Annotated in this window: 15 protein-coding genes; 8 read left to right on the top strand and 7 right to left on the bottom strand. The window is 48.1% G+C overall.

Annotated elements, in window-relative coordinates; translation table 11 throughout:
- Positions 1-86: 86 nt before the first annotated feature.
- The gene (locus AC58QC_RS19670; RefSeq protein WP_497416799.1) at positions 87-482 is read right to left on the bottom strand and encodes a YuzC family spore coat inner layer protein; all 396 of its coding nucleotides are present in this window, start codon (positions 480-482) and stop codon (positions 87-89) included.
- A 124-nt stretch (positions 483-606) separates the two neighbouring features.
- On the bottom strand, positions 607-1,974 hold the full coding sequence (locus AC58QC_RS19665; RefSeq protein ID WP_497416798.1) for an S-layer homology domain-containing protein: 1,368 nt from the start codon (positions 1,972-1,974) through the stop codon (positions 607-609).
- A gap of 1,067 nt (positions 1,975-3,041) precedes the next feature.
- On the opposite strand from AC58QC_RS19665, the gene AC58QC_RS19660 reads away from it, so the two are divergent.
- Positions 3,042-3,629 (top strand): nitroreductase family protein, encoded by a 588-nt coding sequence (locus AC58QC_RS19660; RefSeq protein ID WP_497416797.1) that lies wholly within the window; start codon positions 3,042-3,044, stop codon positions 3,627-3,629.
- On the opposite strand, the gene AC58QC_RS19655 is transcribed toward AC58QC_RS19660, so the two are convergent.
- Both AC58QC_RS19655 and AC58QC_RS19650 read right to left on the bottom strand, forming a co-directional pair.
- Positions 3,630-4,997, bottom strand: coding sequence for a sensor histidine kinase (locus tag AC58QC_RS19655; RefSeq protein ID WP_497416796.1), 1,368 nt, complete (start codon positions 4,995-4,997; stop codon positions 3,630-3,632).
- Positions 4,994-5,686 carry a response regulator transcription factor gene (locus AC58QC_RS19650; RefSeq protein ID WP_497416795.1) on the bottom strand — a complete coding sequence of 231 codons (693 nt, stop codon included), beginning with the start codon at positions 5,684-5,686 and terminating at the stop codon, positions 4,994-4,996. The genes AC58QC_RS19655 and AC58QC_RS19650 overlap by 4 nt, the downstream gene beginning before the upstream one ends.
- Before the next feature lie 155 nt (positions 5,687-5,841).
- On the opposite strand from AC58QC_RS19650, the gene AC58QC_RS19645 reads away from it, so the two are divergent.
- The 7 genes from AC58QC_RS19645 (at position 5,842) to AC58QC_RS19615 (ending at position 12,520) form a co-directional block, all read left to right on the top strand.
- Positions 5,842-6,351 carry a DUF2269 family protein gene (locus tag AC58QC_RS19645; protein WP_497416794.1) on the top strand — a complete coding sequence of 170 codons (510 nt, stop codon included), beginning with the start codon at positions 5,842-5,844 and terminating at the stop codon, positions 6,349-6,351.
- Between the two features lie 288 nt (positions 6,352-6,639).
- A complete protein-coding gene (locus tag AC58QC_RS19640; protein WP_497416793.1) occupies positions 6,640-7,674 on the top strand; it encodes a LacI family DNA-binding transcriptional regulator in 1,035 nt (344 codons plus the stop codon).
- Between the two features lie 27 nt (positions 7,675-7,701).
- A complete protein-coding gene (locus AC58QC_RS19635; RefSeq protein WP_497416792.1) occupies positions 7,702-9,120 on the top strand; it encodes an extracellular solute-binding protein in 1,419 nt (472 codons plus the stop codon).
- 72 nt (positions 9,121-9,192) lie between these two features.
- Positions 9,193-10,068: an ABC transporter permease subunit gene (locus tag AC58QC_RS19630; protein ID WP_497416791.1), complete on the top strand. Its 876-nt coding sequence runs from the start codon at positions 9,193-9,195 to the stop codon at positions 10,066-10,068.
- A 6-nt stretch (positions 10,069-10,074) separates the two neighbouring features.
- Positions 10,075-10,938, top strand: a complete 864-nt coding sequence (locus AC58QC_RS19625) for a carbohydrate ABC transporter permease (RefSeq protein WP_497416790.1) — start codon at positions 10,075-10,077, stop codon at positions 10,936-10,938.
- A gap of 14 nt (positions 10,939-10,952) precedes the next feature.
- Positions 10,953-12,209, top strand: a complete 1,257-nt coding sequence (locus AC58QC_RS19620; protein ID WP_497416789.1) for a CehA/McbA family metallohydrolase — start codon at positions 10,953-10,955, stop codon at positions 12,207-12,209.
- 146 nt (positions 12,210-12,355) lie between these two features.
- Entirely contained in the window at positions 12,356-12,520 is a 165-nt protein-coding gene (locus tag AC58QC_RS19615; RefSeq protein ID WP_497416788.1) for a hypothetical protein, read from the top strand.
- Between the two features lie 54 nt (positions 12,521-12,574).
- Here the strand turns inward: AC58QC_RS19615 and AC58QC_RS19610 are convergent, their stop codons facing one another.
- The 3 genes from AC58QC_RS19610 to AC58QC_RS19600 all read right to left on the bottom strand — a co-directional run bounded on the left by AC58QC_RS19610 (position 12,575) and on the right by AC58QC_RS19600 (position 15,225).
- Positions 12,575-13,489 (bottom strand): pseudouridine-5'-phosphate glycosidase, encoded by a 915-nt coding sequence (locus AC58QC_RS19610; RefSeq protein ID WP_497416787.1) that lies wholly within the window; start codon positions 13,487-13,489, stop codon positions 12,575-12,577.
- 4 nt (positions 13,490-13,493) lie between these two features.
- Positions 13,494-14,624: a carbohydrate kinase gene (locus tag AC58QC_RS19605; RefSeq protein WP_497416786.1), complete on the bottom strand. Its 1,131-nt coding sequence runs from the start codon at positions 14,622-14,624 to the stop codon at positions 13,494-13,496.
- Between the two features lie 211 nt (positions 14,625-14,835).
- A complete protein-coding gene (locus tag AC58QC_RS19600; RefSeq protein WP_497416785.1) occupies positions 14,836-15,225 on the bottom strand; it encodes a hypothetical protein in 390 nt (129 codons plus the stop codon).
- Positions 15,226-15,374: the final 149 nt, after the last annotated feature.

Below are 15,374 nucleotides of genomic sequence, written 5' to 3'. Positions count from 1 at the left end.
TATGTGTTATATCACCCTGTCGGGTGGTTAGCCATCAAGCCAAAGAGCAACCCAATCCCAAGTGGGAATGGATTGCTCTTTGTACGTTATTCGCCCCATTTGAGCATTAGCGTGATTCGGCAGCATGGATTTCCAGTGATACGTGGGCCAACCACGAACTGTACAGCACTGGGGGTGTAGCTGGTTTCAATAGCGGATTCACTGCCAAAGGATTGAACGATGCGATCTACTTCTTTTTGATTGCCATTCTGAGCATTCGTCATTAATTGTTGGGCGACTGTGGGGTCCGTGAGCTTCTTGACGAGGATGGAAGCATCCTTCAGCAGGTGCTCAGAGGTAACAACCGAGCTAGAAAGCATTTTGGTATTAACAGGCGGAAAGTTGCGATCCCACGCCCAGTAAGGCGCATAGTGGTAGGGATGAACAGGATACTGTTGATACTGAACCGGGGGATATGGATACATGGTTGGGTCGTTGTACATCGAGACCGACCCCTTTCTGTAAAATGATGAGCACTAGCAATATATGTGAAATGTGGGCTAGTGTGCGTCCTCGTACAAAAAAGCTCCCCGGGCGGGGAGCTGCATTCCTTAGTCCAACTTACCTTTATTTCGTTAGTGTAACGTAGCTTGTAACTTTTACACCCGTTGCTGAAACTGCTGTAAGTTCAAAATATGTCACATTACCCGTTACATCCACGGTACCATCGGAATCGACCGATACTGAGCCAACAGTGGAGCCTGCTTCGCCTTGCACATCATTCGTGAGAAATAAAGTGCCTAGAGCAAAGTTGTAATTTAGAATGTCGAGGCCCTTGTACGTGTTTCCATAGCTATCTGTAGCCGTAAGATCCATGGCTGTGTAAGCGTTGAAATTAGCTTTGTACACATTGTCAGCAACATCTATTGCCATTGGTTTAGTAAGAGAAGTTTCCCCTGCTGTCAATGTCTTCACATTCACAGGATCGCTTTGGACAGTTACGCTGACATGCAGTATTTTGGCTTCTCCATTACCAATTTGCACAATAACACTTACGTCAGTGGTTCCTGGTTTGTTCCCCAGTACGTAGGCATGATGGTCGGAAGTAAGTCCTACTTTGGCAATGCCAGGATCTGAGGAGACAACAGACTGTACAATTCCCGGAATCGCAATATCTTCACCAGCAGATGATGTTAATTTAATTTTGATCTCTTTTGCAAATTTACTTTGAGTAGGATCTTCAGCCATCGTTTGTGTGATGGTACCTGTAGCGGAGCTAGTCAAACCACTATCAATGACGCTAGCTAAATGATAATCACCTACAATGGATACATTGCTTGGGGTCGATGGTGATACGATCGGCAGATTCTGAGCTTTGAATGCATCTTGAGCCCCATACGAGCTAAGAACGAGATCCTCACGGGTCGCGGCTTGGTCGCCAGCTTTGCTAGTTGGATGAATACCAAGCGCAGTGGCCTGCTTAACCGCATCAGTGTACCAAGGTGAGCTTGTCATAGAAACCGTTTTTCCTAATCCTTTAAGAAGCACGGTATCCAACTGGGCCGCCGTAACCGATTCGCCAGGCTGGAAGGTTGTATCTGTAACGCCGTCGATGAGACCGGCTTTTTTGGCCGCTTCAATATAAGGGATCGCCCAACCGTTAGCCGCGTCATCCGCGTGAACATCTGTGAAGCTGGACACGTTAACAGTAAGATCAACCGGGATATTGTAGATTTTCGTAGCTACTTTAGCGAATTGAGCACGAGTCATATTTTGTGAGATTCCGAAAGAAGTATCCGTGACTCCCTCGAAAATACCATCAGCGATCATACGATCGATTTTGGTCTTCAAAGCTGCGTTACTTCCAGCCAAATCTGTAAAATCAGCGCTTGTTTTGACAGCGGCGGAGGCAGGTTGAACGAGTGTCAGAGAAGCGAATAATGATAAAGCCATGGCAGTCGTCGAGATCAGCGTAAGTTTTTTATTAGATTTCATATAGGAAGGGCCTCCTTGGCATATTACGAGTTTGGTGTTTCTAGTATCTAGTCATCTAGTATTTCACGTGCTTGTCTTGTTGCTATAACTATAGCTTGCCCGATCATCCACGTCATTGTCAAATTTCTGGCAGTCTCACTAAGAGAGTGCTAAATCAAGATGGGTTTTAAGATAAGAAAAACAGTTCGCTTCTATGATACACTTTCATACCGTGATTCGGTTGTGTGCGTATTTACCGGCTTGTTGGTATCCTTCCTTCCCACGGATAAAAAGCTGAATTTGACGTATATTTAGCGGGAGAATGGGCCAACTGAGAATGATAATTATCCTCATTTACTAACTTTTAATTAACTACTTTACAAATGTAAGTGAGGTGGGTATAATAAACCCAACAACATAACATTTGGAGGAGGTAGAGATCATGGGTAAATGTGCATGCGGCAACACGCAAAACACGGAGGGGAACTGCGACGGTTCACACGCTAAAAAAGATAAATAAGGTTTGGCACACATAGACGATTTGTAGAAGGATCCCACGAGGTTAGGCTCGTTGGGGTCCTTTTTTGGCTTGGTTGGCTGTGTGAGCATCGTGTCCGAAGAAGACGGAAATTGAAAATACGGGTGGGAACATGTACATTTAAGTGTAGATGAAATCGTAAGAGGCGTTAAAGCGGCGGCAACACTGCTGAAGTGGCGCGATGGCGCCGCATAAGGCCCGAAAAGGGCGCTATCGCCGCCAAAAGTGTGCCGAGGCAAGGCTTAACGCCCCAAAAGGGCGTTAAAGCGGCGGCAGCACCGCTGAAGTGGCGCGATTGCGCCGAATAGGGCCCGAAAAGGGCGCTACCGCCGCCAAAAGTGTGCCGAGGCAAGGCATTAACGCCTCAAAAGGGCGTTAAAGCGGCGGCAGCACCGCTGAAGTGGCGCGATGGCGCCGCATAAGGCCCGAAAAGGGCGCTATCGCGGCCAAAAGTGTGCCGAGGCAAGGATTTAACGCCCCAAAAGGGCGTTAAGCGCCTGCAATACCGCGAGCGGCTACAAAAAAATCAACCGAAGTGGGAGTGGGAAGCATGGAAGTGAAAGAAGCGATTCGCCAGCGGCGCAGTATTGGGAAACTCAAGCAGGACCCCATCGAGCACGCGCTGATTGAAGAGATATTGGAAGCTGCTGTCTGGGCACCGAATCACGCGAATACGGAACCTTGGCGGTTCTGGGTGATGTCGGGCGAAGGCAGAAAGCTGTTGGGCCGCGGATATGCCGATGTCGCCATTGCGGAAGCGAAGGCGGGTGCAGATGCGGCGCTGTCTGAGGAAGAAGAAGAGCAACTGCGCAGCAGCAATGAGAAGAAAGCGTTTCGAGCTCCGCTCGTTATCGCGGTGGCTGTCTCCCCAGCCGAGAAGCCAGTCGTACCCGTGATTGAGGAGTATGCAGCTGTTCACTGCGCCGTACAGAATATGATGCTAGCTGCACATTCGCTGGGCTTGGGTAGCATCTGGCGTACCGGCGATCCCACGTATCATCCGAAAATGCAAGAGAACTTCGGTCTCTTTGGCAAAGAAGAGATGGTCGGCTTTATCTACATTGGTTACCCAGAAGTTATTCCAACGAAGGCAGCACGTGTTCCCTTTGCATTAAAAACACAATGGATCACGGAGTAATCACCCTGTCGCATCGGATATAGCGTTCAAGGATAAAGGAAGGATGACCGTAAACACCGAGCCTTCACCTAACTGACTGCTCACTTCGATGGTCCCTTGATGGGCCAAAACCAATTGCTTGGCGATGGCGAGACCAAGCCCCATACCGCCGCTATTGCGGGCACGCGCTTCATCCATCCGGTAGAAACGTTCGAACAGGAACGGCAGATGCGTGGTATCGATCCCCATGCCTGTGTCACAGAAGGAGAAACGAAGATGCTGGTCGCCTTGTCTTTCAATACGGACTTCGACCTCACCACCCTCGGGCGTATATCGGATGGCATTGTTCAGCAGATTATAGAACACTTGCGTCATGCGATGAGCATCGACCCTGAGGACAGCGTTCTCGACAGCGCTATGAAGTGAGAGCTTTAAACGCTTACTCTGTGCATCAGGCGCAATATGCTCCACTATGCGCGCAAGTAGACCATACATATCAACAGGCTTCCGCTCTAACGGAAGCTTTTTGGCTTCTGCCAGCGATAGCTGATGAAGATCATCGACAAGCCGCGTTAAGCGAATGAGCTCATCCTGCAACGGTAGCAGCACCTCCGGCAGAATAGGCCGCGCCTCTTGCTGGAGAAGCTCCAGCTTGCCGCTGATGATGGTCAGCGGTGTTCGCAGCTCATGCGCTACGTCTGCGGCCATATTACGGCGCAGCATCTCTGCTTGCCCAAGCTTGGCAGACATGACATTAAAAGCTGCAGCCACCTTGCCATACTCATCTTGGCTGATAATAGGAGCTTGAATGCCGTATTCACCTTTGCCCAGTCGATCGAGAACAGGAATGAGCACGCGAAGAGGAGCGGTTAGCCGTCTAGCTAGCCAATAGATAAGGAATATGGAAAACCCCACGAAGGCGAAAGTCCCGGCTACGAGCAGGAAACGGGTCGATCTGAGAACGCCGATGCGCAGCTGGGACATCACTTCCGCACCTGCATCATGGTAGATCAGCGTGCCTATCCGTTGGTCACCCAATAGGAGGTTGCTGCGGATACCGAAGGTTCGCACCCTTTTGGAAGGGGTATTTCCACTCGTTAACACGACACGGGAATCCGATGACAATAGGATCACATTTGCCTCACGTTCATCAAGCAACTTAGGCGTGTTAGCTCTCCAATAGCTATCAATCCCCGTCCATGCCTCTCCATTCGTTTGATAGTATTGCAGGAGGGACTGTGAAATTTCGCCGATTTCATCCTGCCGCGAGGCTTCGACCATGACCTGCAGCACATCCCTCGTCAAGAACTGCGTGACTAACGCAAAAATGATGCCCATCCCCACAATGAAGGAAATCATCGTAATAAACAGCTTGCGCCGCACACTCATAGCTGATCACCGAACCGATACCCGAACCCATATACCGTTTGCACGAAAAGGGGAGATGAGGGATTGTCCTCTATTTTCTTCCTCAGATGACTAATGTGCGCATCTACGGTGCGTTCATCGTTCAGAAAATCATCCTCCAAAGCGCTTTGCAGCAATTGTAGTCGGCTGTACACAATGCCTGGTCTTGCGGCCAGTGTGAGCAGCAGCTTAAATTCGGTTGGCGTGAGCGAGATCTCTTGGCCGCGTTTACGTACCAAGCATTTCGCCTCATGAATCACCAGATCGCCGCGTTGCAGCTCCTCCGTTTCGCCCTCTTCATGGACAGCGAGCCTTCTCAGGACCGAACGAATACGGGCAGCCAGTTCCCGTAGGGAAAACGGCTTCGTCAAATAGTCATCGGCGCCAACTTCTAGCCCCACAATTTTGTCCGTCTCATCCGTTCTAGCTGTCACCATAATGATCCCAACATGACTGGAATCGCTGCGCAAACGCCGACAGACCTCGATCCCGCTCATTTCCGGCAGCATCCAGTCTAGTACAACCAGTGCAGGTTTATGTTCGTGGGCGAGTGCTAAAGCTTGCGTTCCCGTTGTGGCTGTAACAATATGAAAGCCTTCCTGACGCAGATAGGGTTCCATGAATTCGAGCACCTGCCGCTCATCATCGACGAGTAAAAGCGTGTGTGTCATGCCAATAATCCTCATTTCCATAACGAATTAAGCTTAGTATACCTTTACTCTACCTGCTTGTGAGGACATTCATCCAAATCGCAACGCATCTTCACAAGTTCACAACATTGTGCAGGTATAATGCTCCTTAGTTAACGCATGGGGGAGGATTTTTAATGAAAAAATTAAGTCCAGTCGGCATGAAATGGTTGAAAATTGTGCATATATCGCTTGTTGCGCTATTTTTTGGCGGCATTATGAGTTCTTTAGCCTTGAATATGGGCATCAGTCTTGCGACATATGAAGATACGCTGGCTACGTACAAAAGGATTGTAGTTCTCAGTGACATGATTATCCGAACGGGGGCGGTAGGCACGCTGCTTGTAGCTTTTCTGTATGGCTTTCTAACAAGCTGGGGATTTTTCAAGCATCGGTGGGTCGCCGTGAAATGGATTCTTTTTGTCGGACAAACCATCATAGGCATATTCGTTGTGGATAAGTTGATGCTGGCTAATATGACCCTCTTAGAGACGGAAAAAGCACTGGCATTAACAAATCCAGAGTTTCTGCACAATCAGAGGCTGCGTCAATATGCCATCTACGTACAAGCCGCTGTCACGGTGTTTATTATTTGCGTTTCGGTGATCCGGCCGTGGAAAAAGAAAAAGCAGGCTGTTGCAGGTTAATGAAGTAGACGAATAGATGGAAGAGTCCGTAATACAAAATGAGAAGAAGAACCAGTGGCAGGTAAAAGCCATGGGTTCTTCTTCTTCTTTTTGTTTAGCGTAAGAAGAAAATCGTCGAACCGGTTTCATGATTTAATTCATTTCCTATGCTGCAAATCCTAGGAAACCCTTGATATAACTGAAAACCGCCTATTTAAACAGCCTGTTTTATTTACAATTCATTTACCCAACCATGAAACTGCCTTGATAAAACCGGTTTACTATTAAAGAGAAGTGAGGCGAGCCCATATGGCAAACATAGATGATGTTGCGAAAGTAGCTAAGGTGTCGAAAAGCACCGTTTCAAACGTGTTTAGCAAAAAGAGACCCATTAGCAAGGAGGTGTCACAGCGCGTTCTGGATGCTGCATTGGATCTGAACTATAGACCCAATTATTGGGCTCGAAGTTTAGCGAACAAGCGGACGAATATCATTGGACTTAATATGCCGGGTGAACAGGTGAAATTTAGTCAGTTTCATCTAAGCCTTTTTAATGGAGTGCTAAGAGAGTGCTACAGCCAAGGTTATCGTTTACTTGTGAACGCATTGTCAACCGAATTCTCCAAGCAAGTTGAGTATGTAGCGACAGATCCTGTTGATGGTGATATTCTTCTCGATCCAGCTGAGAATGATGAACGAATCTCGGAACGGATCATGCGAAATCTACCGCTCGTTGTCATTGGAAGACCACATCAAGAGTTCGAATCCAGTGTGTCCTATGTAGATAATGACAACATCGGTATGGGACAACTTGTTGCGGAACATCTGCTGCAGCTAGGCCATACGCACATCGCATTTCTGAACGCACCGAAGGAAAGAACAGTGGCTCAAGATCGCGAGTTGGGTTTCATGAGAGCCTTCCAAAAAGCAGACGTGCCTATTGAACCTAAGTTCATCGTCTACAAAGATGGGAAATTAACATCGACGGCTTATGGCTATCAGATAACCAAACGATTACTGACTTCTTACCCGCAGATTACTGCCATTATTACAGATACAGATAAAGTAGCATTAGGCGTTTACCAAGCTGCCGATGAGCTTAAGCTGCGAATACCAGAAGACTTATCTGTGTTCGCGTTTAGCGACGATTCGATATATGCTCCTGAATTTAAACCGCCGCTTACTGGAGTCAGGCTGAATGGAGAAGTATTAGGGAGTGAAGCAGCTAAGCTGCTGATCGAACAGCTGCGTGAGCCGAACACCAATGTAAAACGCATATTAATTCCAGCGAGCCTCGTTTTTAGAGACTCCTGCGCCAAAGTGAGAACAGATACTAACAAATAGAGAAGAACCAAATAGGAGGCCATACCCATGTTGAATAAAAAAGTAGGAATGATCGCAGCCGTTGCCCTATCGACAAGTTTACTTGTGACCGCGTGCAGCACGAAAACAGGAACGGAATCACAGGCAAGCTCACCTAGTGAGACATCCAAGCCAGCCAAGCAAGAAACGCTGCGTATCCTCAGTGGTGTTGTCGGAGGGAAGACGCCAGAAGAGAACGCGTTATTTGAGAAGGAAGTTGAACGCTTGACAGGGATTAAGGTGACGATTGAGAAACCAGCGGCAGATTACGATAAGAAGCTTTACGCAGCAATAGCAGCTGGAGAAAAGTATGACCTCATTTACATGGGGAAGGGCAATATGGACGTCTTAGTTGAACAAGGCGCACTGACGCAATTAAACGATAAAATTAAGGCTTCTAAAGTATTATCGGATCCGAAAGTGATTCCTACCAAAGAATGGGACATGATTACTTACAATGGCGGGAAGATCTACAGTGTATTTAATAAATCAGAAGGCGGCACACTGCCGACTGTTCGTCAAGATTGGATGGATAAGCTGAAGCTGCAGCAGCCGAAAACGCTGGATGATTTCTATCAGACCTTGAAGGCCTTCAAAGAGAAGGATCCAGACGGCAACGGAAAGGATGACACGTACGGTTTGTCTACTGCAGGTTTATATGATATTCAAGGCTTTATGAGCGCAGCGGGTGTGAAATATAAATATGTGGTCGATGCCAATGGCAAGCGTACGATTCCTTACGCGACAGATGCAGCAGTTCCTATTTATGAATGGTTTGCAAAGTTGTATAAGGAAGGCATTTTAGATCCCAACTTTGCGACGAATGATTCTGGCAAAATGAGAGAGCTTTTTCTAACGAACCGAGTAGGTATGGTTACGTACTGGGATGCATGGGTAGGTCTCTTTAACAATATGAAGAAAACGGATGATCCTAATTTTAAAGCGAAAGCAATTCCGGGTGCTGTTGGCCCTGATGGCAAAGTTATGCTTCGTCGTGGAGATCCAAGTGTGTGGGGAATTCCAGTGAATGCTGAGCATGTGGATACCGCTATGAAGTTTCTGGAGTTTTGGCAGTCGGACAAAGGGAATATCCTGAGCACACTAGGGATTGAAGGTACAGATTACACAGTGAAAGACGGGAAGTATACGTTAACTCCTGATGGTATTAGCCATGGGATGGACCATGGAGCACCATTCCCGAACAACACAAATTTTAAGAATCCGATTGGTACACTGCCGGGCGCACTAGAAGGACGCCAAATCATTTTTGATAGCAACGCCACGATTGAGAACTCTACGAAAGATTGGCCTAATGCCGAGAAAATCGTGACGAACTATGCGTTCCAAGCGATGATGGGCAAAATGCCAGCGGCAGATGCTGTGAAGAAGATGCATGATGAGCTGAAAGCCGTGAACTTAATTGACTAAATGAGCAGAAGCGGGGGCGGGGGCTACTCCCCAGCCGCCGCTTTACCATTCACAGACAAGGGGGAATAACAAGTGACGGCATGGGCTCGCTATCGTGTGTTGTATGTCATGATGCTACCAATTGTGATCTATTTTGCGATTTTCTCATATTTCCCGTTGTTTAAGGGCCTGCAAATCTCGATGCAAAATTTCCGTATGATCGGGGATCGTCCCTTCGTTGGACTTCAGAATTACCAAACGGTTTGGCATGATCCGGTATTCTGGCGCGTACTGGAAAACACACTAGTGATTGGAGCGGGTATGCTCGTATTAGGCTTTTTTGCTCCGATTATTACGGCTTTATCCTTGAATGAGGTACTCAAAACTTGGTTTAAAAAGCTGACGCAAATGGTTATTTACTTACCGCATTTATTCTCTTGGGTTGTTGTAGGCGGGATTTGGATCATGATGCTATCGCCAGATGGCGGATTTGTCAATGAGCTGTTGAAGCTGCTAGGAGCAGCGAAGCCGATTCATTTTTTTGCAGAGGTCGATTATGCGCGCTATTTAATGATACTGACGAATACGTGGAAAGAAATGGGCTTTACCTGCATTCTCTACTTAGCTGCAATAGTCTCGATATCCCCCTCCCTATACGAAGCTGCTCGGATGGATGGGGCGGGACGCTGGCAGCAAATTCGCTATGTGACCTTACCACAGCTTATTCCGACCATGAAGGTCGTTACACTTCTGAATATGATTGGTATGCTTCGCATGTTTGATCAAATGATGATTCTGAGTAATCCAGTTATTGCTCGGAAGGTAGATGTCTTAATGACATACACGTACCAAAAGGGGATCCTTGAGTTTAACATGGGTGTCGCTTCAGCAGCAGGCTTTCTGGTTGTACTGGCTACGCTAATTCTGGTGTTTGTGACTAGGAAATTAACCCGTTATGACGAGGAGTGAATTCGTGTGAGGAATAAATCGTTAATTAGACAAGATTTCCCCTTTCAATTAGCCAATGGTCTATTCTTGCTGCTGCTTGTGGCTACCATGATATTGCCGATTTGGAATACCTTTATGATTTCGATTTCCTCTAATATCTCGTCTATGCATGCGGGGCTTCGGTTGTGGCCATCGGAGCTAAGTATAGAAGGATATCGGACGGTGTGGCAGCGCGTTGAGCTATGGAGGCCATTCGGCATGAATGTACTCGTCACGTTGCTAGGCTCATTCGCGCATGTGCTGCTCTGCGCGATGGCGGGCTATGTGCTGCTGCATAAGGGCTTACCTGGACGGAAGCTGCTGACGAGCTTTATCCTACTTACGATGATGGTACCGAATGAAGCGGTTATGATTCCTCTTTACGTGGTAAACAAAGAGCTAGGCCTATTAAATACGGTATCAGCATTAGTTCTGTATGGCTTGATCTCTGGCTTCAGTATTTTACTAATGCGAAATTTCTTTGGCGCTGTATCCTATGAAATGGCGGAGTCTGCCAAGATCGATGGCGCAGGAGAGTTTCGAATTTTCTCCACCATGTATGTGCCGCTAGCTAAACCAGGACTAGCAACGATTACTTTGTTTGAATTCGTGTCCAGATGGAACCAGCTTACGCCGGGTCTATTGTATATTACCAATCAAAAGCTATATACGCTGCAAGTAGCGCTGCGCGCACTGGTTATTCAGTCTGATGCAACCAGCAGTAATTTATTTATGACGCCTAATGTACGGATGGCTGGGGTTATGCTGGCACTTATACCGTTAGTCGTGATTTATCCGTTTGTTCAAAAATATTTCGTAACCGGCCTGATGGTCGGAGCAACGAAGGAATAGGGGAGTGAGGCGCAATGATCTTAACTCGTCTGATTGCAAATGAAGAAATGGATCGTTATTTGGAGGTACCCTTTCAGGTTACTAGCAGCTTGGAACGTATACACGTTCGTATCGAGGTGGAAGCGAATGGACCAGGGGATTGTGTTATTGATTTAGGTGTTAAGGATGCCGAGCGTGTAAGAGGCTGGAGTGGCGGCGCGCGCACCGAATTTTTCATAGCGTTAGAACATGCAACTCCTGGTTATATCCCCGGTGAATTGGCGGCAGGTGAGTGGTCTGTGTTACTGGGGACGTACCGGATTCCGCCTGCGGGTTGTACGGTGCGTGTAGAGGTGACATGCACAACGATGCAAGGCCGTTGGCTTAAGGGCGATCTCCATATGCACACGGTTCATAGCGATGGAGCATTGACCGTAGCTGAGAATGCGGAAATGATGGCAGAGTTAGGCTGTGATTTTCTAGCGATGACCGATCATAACACCTACAGTCAGAATCTTGCTTATCCGAGGGAGACGGGTGTCGTATTGATCCCTGGTATGGAGCTAACCACGAATCATGGACATGCCAATTTTCTGGGAGCGATTCGCCCTATCGAGGATTTCCGTGCTGTAAGCTCGGAACAGGTACAGGAACGTATGCAAGAAGCAAGGAATAACGGCGCGCGCATTGTACTCAATCATCCGCATTGTCCCAATTGTGGTTGGGAGTGGGCTTGGACAGTTGATTACGATTGGGTTGAAATCTGGAACGGACCCTGGCGGGGGGCCAATCAAAGAACGCTAACTTGGTGGCATGAGCAGCTTTGCAGCGGGAAACGCTTGATTGCTGTAGGAGGAAGTGATTTCCATAGTCAAGGAGGCCACGTCAGGCATAGCATGCCGACAACATGGGTGTATGCAGCTAGTCGGACAGTCCAAGGGGTATTGGATGGGATTGATACAGGCCGTGTGTTTCTAAGTTTCTCGCCGGAAGGACCTACACTAGAGCTTAACGCAGGGTCATTTCACATGGGCGATGTTGTGCCTGCACATGCACCAGAGCGTCAGGGAAGGGTTACGCTTGTAGTCAATGAGCTGCAGGTAGGCGATAAGGTGAAACTGATCTCAGACCGAGGCGTTGAGGTCTCGTGTGTTGCGTACCATGAGCAATCGCTGGAATTGTTGGGTGAAATGGAAGGAAGAACCTTTTATCGTGCAGAGGTATGGCGCTATTTCACCGAGGTTCAAGAGACGCTTCTCGCGGCTGTAAGTAATCCGCTGTATATGGATTGATCAGATGAGAGCCTCTCAACTAATAACAAGAATATCATCCCGCGATAAGCTAGTCTCTATATAGATAAGTAAATTGTGGATGTATGGAAAACGAGTGTTGTGGGAAACTATCCTTTGTTGTGAATTTAATGAGGGAGGTGTCAGTAATGCCCCAATCTAATAATCAGGCAAGCAAAGCAGAAGTTCAATCCACGGAATTAAATAAATTGCCTGTCCCTGGTCAAGATGATACAGAATTTTCCTCTGAGGAAGCTGCTGAGGTATTTCAAGCAAATTCATCCTCTAATGCGAGTTCTTCCGAAAATGAATAATCGTATGAGCTAAGAAAAAGCCTCATCCCAGTGGATGAGGCTTTTGTCAGTTCATTAGTTCTTCAACGCTACCGCAATCCTTGCGGCGGTCTGCGCATTGTGGTAAACGAGCGCGATGTTCGTCTCCAGGCTGCGCCCCTCGGTCAGCTGCTTAATCCGCGCTAGCAAGAACGGCGTGACCTTCTTACCGGTCACGTTCTGCTCTTTGGCCTCATTCAGCGCCTGCTGGATGACGGCTTCGATCTCGACATGGTCCATAGCGGATTCCGCTGGGACCGGGTTGGCGATGACGGCGCCACCGCTGAGGCCTAGCTCCCACTTCGTGCGGAGCATGGCTGCTACATCGGCTGCCTCATCGAGGCGGAAGTCTACGCCGTAGCCGCTCTCGCGGGCGTAGAAGGACGGGAATTCGCTCGTTTGGTAACCAACCACGGGCACACCGTGGGTTTCCAAATACTCGAGCGTACGTCCAATATCGAGGATCGATTTGACGCCGGCGCAGACGACGGCGACGTTCGTTTGGGCTAACTCCGTCAAGTCAGCGGAGATGTCCATCGAAGTTTCTCCTTCGCGGTGGACACCGCCGATGCCGCCAGTAGCGAAAACCTCGATGCCTGCTAAGGCAGCACCGATCATCGTCGCGGATACCGTGGTCGCGCCGATTTTGCCAGAGGAGAGGATGTACGCGAAGTCGCGGTGACTCACTTTTTCGACATGACTATTCGTTGCGAAGGCTTCAAGCTCCTGCTCGTTTAAGCCAATCTTGATTTTGCCATCCAAAATGCCGATTGTTGCCGGGACAGCGCCATTATCACGGATAATTTGCTCTACCTTTTTCGCCATTTCGATATTTTGTGGGTACGGCATGCCATGAGAAATAATCGTCGTTTCCAACGCTACGATGGGTTTATTGTTCGCGAGTGCTTCTTTCACTTCGTTGGTAAAAGTTAAGTATGAGTTAGGTAACATGGGTTTAATCTCCTTTAGTCATCGTGTTTATCGTAAGTTGTAAGCGTTCCTCGTTCAGCTCGCTGGACGTGGATTGACTGGTTTGAAGGGTAATATGTGCAGCTGCAAGGCCGTATTCACAGGATTTCAAATACGATTCTTGGCGGGTAACGCCATAGACAATACCAGCTAAGAAAGCATCGCCTGCACCTGTAACCTCAACCACTTTGGTCGGAATCGGAGGGAAGTATTGTTCACCTTCTTCACCTACATAGAGAACCCCTTGGCTGCCGAGCGTAATGAAAACATGCTTCACGCCTCGTTCTCGAATGACGCCAGCGACTTTCGTGTAGTCAGGCTCTAAATAAAACATATCAATAACATCCTGGTCCATGGTAAGGGGCGTATGGGAGAGTTGAACGGCTTCTTCTAAGTTTGGAAAAATAGCCGTAACTCCGGAAAGATCGGCCGGCAGCTTTTTTGCCTTCTCCGAGGAAACGGGATCGATGAAGAGCGGGATATCCTCCTCCTGACATCGGCGGATCAGTTCCTCCAAGGTGTCACTTGGTAGGTTCGTATCCGCGATCACGAGCTTGGCGGCGGCAATATGGGACCATTTGTCCCTGAGCATGACAGGCGTGAATGTATCATAAATGTCCATATTGGCAAAAGCGAGAAACATCTCGCCTGAAGAGTCGAGAAGGGCGGTGTATGATCCCGTGTTCTCTCCCTTCAGCACGATGGCTTGACTAACGTCTACGCCTTTACGCCTCGTTTCTTCCAGCACCCACTGGCCTGCTTTATCGTCACCAACCACCGTTAGGAGGGCTGTTTGACAAGCTAGTCCGGCTAAAGCCTCAGCGATGTTGCGAGCAACGCCGCCACAGGACTCGGTTACCGTCACAGGATTGGAGGAAGCTAGGCGGATAGCTTGCTTGCTAATGGCTTTACTGTCGAGATTCGCTCCGCCGATGCAGAAAACCATATTCTCATCCGAGGTGACATACGCTCTGCCGCGAATCGTTCCCTTCTTGGTCAGCGAAGCAATATAACCAGCCACGGCAGATCGGGAAATACCGATAATGCCGGCCATTTCATGCTGAGAAATGAATGGATTTTGACGGATAAGCGCTAGAATTTGCTGTTCACGATCCATGCTAAGCTCCCCTCCTTCGTCGTTCTCTCCTTATCTTATCGCACTCCAAAACAAAAGTCTATGCAATAAACATTTGTCTATATAAGAATGCAAAAAAGCCCATTCCCAGAACAGGAACTAGGCTCCTTTAAGTTGTGAAAAGCACATTCGTGAAAGACGATAATTGGAAATCTCGTATCCAAAGCCCAGGAAGCATGCCCTGACGTTATTCCTAGTAAGAGGAATTGGAGCGGGATCCTAGTCCAAGTAAACCGAGTAAGCCCAATAAACCGAAGTAAGCGTACCAAGGCTTGGCTTTATTTTTGGGTGTAGTGACAACGGACTTAGCTTGTAGAGTCGAGGCCGTTGGCGGCGTAATCCCATAAGCAGCAGCATAGCCGTTCAGGTTGGTTGCAGGGAGTAAACGCGCGTCTGCCCCTGGCATGCCGAAGGGATTGGTCTGATACATCGTGGCAGAGCCTGTCTTCAAGCTTTGCAGGTTTTCGGTCTGTGTAACGTGCGGATCATGACCATGCGCATGCAACCGATATTGATGTGCGCCGAGCAGAAGAGAAAAGGTAAGGAAAGAAATAGAAGCTAATTTGAAAGATCGGGTAACCATTATCCATACCTCCAGGTATTTAGTAGATAGGGGTCATTCGGGTAGGTAAACATATATTCCCCCGTGTACAAGAAGTTATGCATGGAGAGAACGCATGGATGTTGGTTCGATGATAAACAAAAGAACCGCCGCCTCTGGATACCCAGGCA

This window comes from Paenibacillus sp. J22P51 (assembly GCF_059692215.1).
The sequence above is the reverse complement of the archived record's forward strand: the minus strand, read 5'-3'. Positions and strand labels throughout refer to the sequence as shown.

Coding starts and splice junctions, on each gene's coding strand:
- AC58QC_RS19610 (WP_497416787.1), bottom strand. CDS start 13,489: ATGTTACCTAACTCATACTTAACTTTTACCAACGAAGTGAAAGAAGCA.
- AC58QC_RS19640 (WP_497416793.1), top strand. CDS start 6,640: ATGGCAAACATAGATGATGTTGCGAAAGTAGCTAAGGTGTCGAAAAGC.
- AC58QC_RS19655 (WP_497416796.1), bottom strand. CDS start 4,997: ATGAGTGTGCGGCGCAAGCTGTTTATTACGATGATTTCCTTCATTGTG.
- AC58QC_RS19660 (WP_497416797.1), top strand. CDS start 3,042: ATGGAAGTGAAAGAAGCGATTCGCCAGCGGCGCAGTATTGGGAAACTC.
- AC58QC_RS19645 (WP_497416794.1), top strand. CDS start 5,842: ATGAAAAAATTAAGTCCAGTCGGCATGAAATGGTTGAAAATTGTGCAT.
- AC58QC_RS19615 (WP_497416788.1), top strand. CDS start 12,356: ATGCCCCAATCTAATAATCAGGCAAGCAAAGCAGAAGTTCAATCCACG.
- AC58QC_RS19670 (WP_497416799.1), bottom strand. CDS start 482: ATGTACAACGACCCAACCATGTATCCATATCCCCCGGTTCAGTATCAA.
- AC58QC_RS19605 (WP_497416786.1), bottom strand. CDS start 14,624: ATGGATCGTGAACAGCAAATTCTAGCGCTTATCCGTCAAAATCCATTC.
- AC58QC_RS19635 (WP_497416792.1), top strand. CDS start 7,702: ATGTTGAATAAAAAAGTAGGAATGATCGCAGCCGTTGCCCTATCGACA.
- AC58QC_RS19600 (WP_497416785.1), bottom strand. CDS start 15,225: ATGGTTACCCGATCTTTCAAATTAGCTTCTATTTCTTTCCTTACCTTT.
- AC58QC_RS19665 (WP_497416798.1), bottom strand. CDS start 1,974: ATGAAATCTAATAAAAAACTTACGCTGATCTCGACGACTGCCATGGCT.
- AC58QC_RS19650 (WP_497416795.1), bottom strand. CDS start 5,686: ATGACACACACGCTTTTACTCGTCGATGATGAGCGGCAGGTGCTCGAA.
- AC58QC_RS19620 (WP_497416789.1), top strand. CDS start 10,953: ATGATCTTAACTCGTCTGATTGCAAATGAAGAAATGGATCGTTATTTG.